Genomic DNA, 2,613 nt, shown 5'->3' with positions numbered 1-2,613 from the left:
CTACACGGTCGACGGCGCCGACGCCGGCTCCGGCTCGGACGCGGTCGCCCTGCGTGACGAGGCGGTCGCCGTGGCCGGCGCCGCCGGGACCGTGCTGGTGTTCCTGGGGCTGCCCGCCTCGTACGAGTCCGAGGGCTTCGACCGCGCGCACATGGACCTGCCGGCCGAGCAGCTCGCGCTGCTGGAGGCGGTCGCGGCGGTGAGCCCCCGCGTCGTCGTCGTGCTGGCCAACGGCTCGGCCGTCTCGGTGGCCGACTGGGAGCACCTCGCACCGGCAGTGGTCGAGGGCTGGCTCGGCGGCCAGGCGGGCGGCTCCGGCGTCGTCGACGTGCTGCTCGGCGTGGTGAACCCGGCCGGGCGCCTGGCCGAGACGATCCCGCTGCGGCTGGAGGACAACCCGTCCTACGGCAACTTCCCGGGCGAGCTGGGCCACGTGCGGTACGGCGAGGGCCTCCTGGTGGGCTACCGCTGGTACGACGCGCGGCGGGCGGACGTCGCCTACCCGTTCGGGCACGGCCTGTCGTACACCACGTTCGCCTACTCCGGCGTCGCCGCCGAGGTGCTCCGTACGGACGCCGCGGCGGACGACGAGGCCGCGGTGCGCGTACGCGTGACCGTGACCAACACCGGCGACCGCGCGGGCGCCGAGGTGGTGCAGGCGTACGTGGCCGACCCGGCCGCGCAGGTGCAGCGCCCCGAGCGCGAGCTCAAGGCGTTCGCCAAGGTCGAGCTCGCACCGGGCGAGTCCCGCGAGGTCAGGCTCGACCTCACGGGCCGCGACCTGGCGTACTGGCACCCGGTGCTGCGCCGCTGGGTGGTCGAGGGCGGCGAGTTCGAGGTAGCCGTCGGCGCGTCGTCGCGCGACCTTCGCGGCGCGGCCACCGTGGTGGTCGACGGCGAGGACGTGCGCCTGCCGCTGGAGCCGCTGTCCACCGTGGCCGAGGCGTTGGGCCACCCCGTCGTGGGGCCGCGGATCGAGGCCCTGGTGCACGGCGGCGGCGTGGCCGACGACATGCTCGGGATGATCGGTGACATGCCGCTCACGGTCATCGCCGACTTCGGCATGGGCGGGTTCGACCGCGCCGGCCTCGCGGCACTGCTCGCCGAGGCAAACGGCTAACGCAGGATGAGGTCCAGGTAACCGCGCAGGTCGGCGGCCATGTCCACGCGCTCGGCGGCGGGCCGGTCCAGGGACAGCAGCCACTGCACCTGCAGCCCGTCCATGAGCGCCACCACGGTGCGGGCCGCCTGGTCCGGGTCCACGCCGGGCGCGAGGCCGCCCCGCGCGGCCCGCTCCCGCAGGAGCTGGGACTGCTCGTCCAGCACGCGCTGGTAGCGGCGGCGGAAGTACTCGTGCGCGGGGTGGTCCGGCGACGTCGCCTCCGTGGACAGGCCCGCGAACAGCTCGACCAGCGGACGGCGCAGCCGGTTGCGCTCCACGAGGTGCAGCAGCGCCTCGAAGTAGTCCGAGCCGCGCTCGAGGTCCTCCTGGAAGGACTGCTCATCCACCGCGTCGCGGTACTCCAGCACGGCCTCCAGCAGGGCGGCCTTGTTCGGGAAGTGGTGCAGCAGGCCCGGGTGCGAGATACCGACCCGGGCCGCGATGTCCCGCAGGGAGGCGCCGTGGAAACCGACGTCGGCGAACACGAGGATCGCCGTGCGGATGATCTCCTGCTGCGTCGCGCGGCCCTTGGCGTACCCACCACGCTGGCCGGTGGTGGGGCCGGTCCTGGTGGACGGGCCGGTCTGAGCGCTCACGGGCATGCGCCCAAACTACCCCGGCCGGGGCCGCGCGACGGACTGACGGGCCCGCCAGGCTCCGCTCGTTGTCGCCTGGGCCTGCGGTTCCGCTTCAGGCGCGTGCCTCGTACCTCGGCCCGCACCCTGCGCTGCACCTCCGGCTCAGGCGAGGCGCGCGCTGGCCACGAGCTGTGCGCCCACGTCCAGGCGGACGTCGGCGATGCGGACGCCGTCCGGCAGCTTCCCGGCGAGGTCGATGTCGCGGCTCGTGGCGGCCTCGACCTTGCCGCGCACGGTGCCGAGCAGCGCCGCGACGATCGGGTTGCCGCTGTTCAGCTGCACGTCGCGCACCGCGAGCACCAGGTTCTCGTCGATGCTGACCGATGCGGTGGCCTGCACCCGGGCCGACAGGAAGACGCCCTTCTTGATGGCGGCGTCGATCCGGAGCGTGGCCGCCCGCGGCCCCCGCGAGACGACGTCGAGGTCCAGCGCCGTCAGCGTGATCCCCTGCTGCTGCAGCACGACAGCGGCCACGCCGCGCACGGTCGCGACCAGGCCGGCCTTGTCGACGGCGATGCGGGCGTGGCCGGAGACCGGGTGGTCGGCGTCGGGCTCGACGGGCTGGATGCCGACGCGGCCGTCGGCTCCCTCGACCCAGTCGAACCGCAGGTCCGTCAGTTCTGCGGTGATGTCCACGGGCAGGTCCACCGCGACGAGCTGGTGGGCGTCCAGGCGCAGGTGGTGCAGGTTCCCGGGCTCCCGCCGGACCACCTCGGGGCGCCAGCGCTTGTCGCCGGACCCGGGCTGGGCGGCCTGCGCCGCCTGGGCCGCTTGTGCGGGGTAGGTGGGCCGGGCGGGCTGGGTGGCGGCCTC

3 protein-coding genes are annotated in these 2,613 nt (G+C 74.8%); 1 reads left to right on the top strand and 2 read right to left on the bottom strand.

What is annotated here, in order from left to right:
- Window positions 1-1,120 (top strand): glycoside hydrolase family 3 C-terminal domain-containing protein (locus PROKR_RS22310; RefSeq protein ID WP_036967693.1); only part of this gene is annotated, 1,120 nt, incomplete at its 5' end.
- Here the strand turns inward: PROKR_RS22310 and PROKR_RS22305 are convergent.
- Both PROKR_RS22305 and PROKR_RS22300 read right to left on the bottom strand, forming a co-directional pair.
- Window positions 1,117-1,764: a TetR/AcrR family transcriptional regulator gene (locus PROKR_RS22305; protein WP_036967691.1), complete on the bottom strand. Its 648-nt coding sequence runs from the start codon at window positions 1,762-1,764 to the stop codon at window positions 1,117-1,119. The two genes, PROKR_RS22310 and PROKR_RS22305, sit on opposite strands and share 4 nt — an antisense overlap.
- A gap of 138 nt (window positions 1,765-1,902) precedes the next feature.
- On the bottom strand, window positions 1,903-2,613 hold a 711-nt coding region (locus PROKR_RS22300; protein ID WP_036967688.1), incomplete at its 5' end, for a hypothetical protein.

This window comes from Promicromonospora kroppenstedtii DSM 19349, assembly GCF_000515355.1.
Classification (GTDB): Bacteria; Actinomycetota; Actinomycetes; order Actinomycetales; family Cellulomonadaceae; genus Promicromonospora; species Promicromonospora kroppenstedtii.
Note: the sequence above shows the minus strand (reverse complement) of the source record. Positions and strands in the feature narration are given on the sequence as shown.

Bases quoted from the DNA above. Each gene is read 5' to 3' on its own strand.
- PROKR_RS22305 (WP_036967691.1), bottom strand. From the start codon at position 1,764: ATGCCCGTGAGCGCTCAGACCGGCCCGTCCACCAGGACCGGCCCCACC.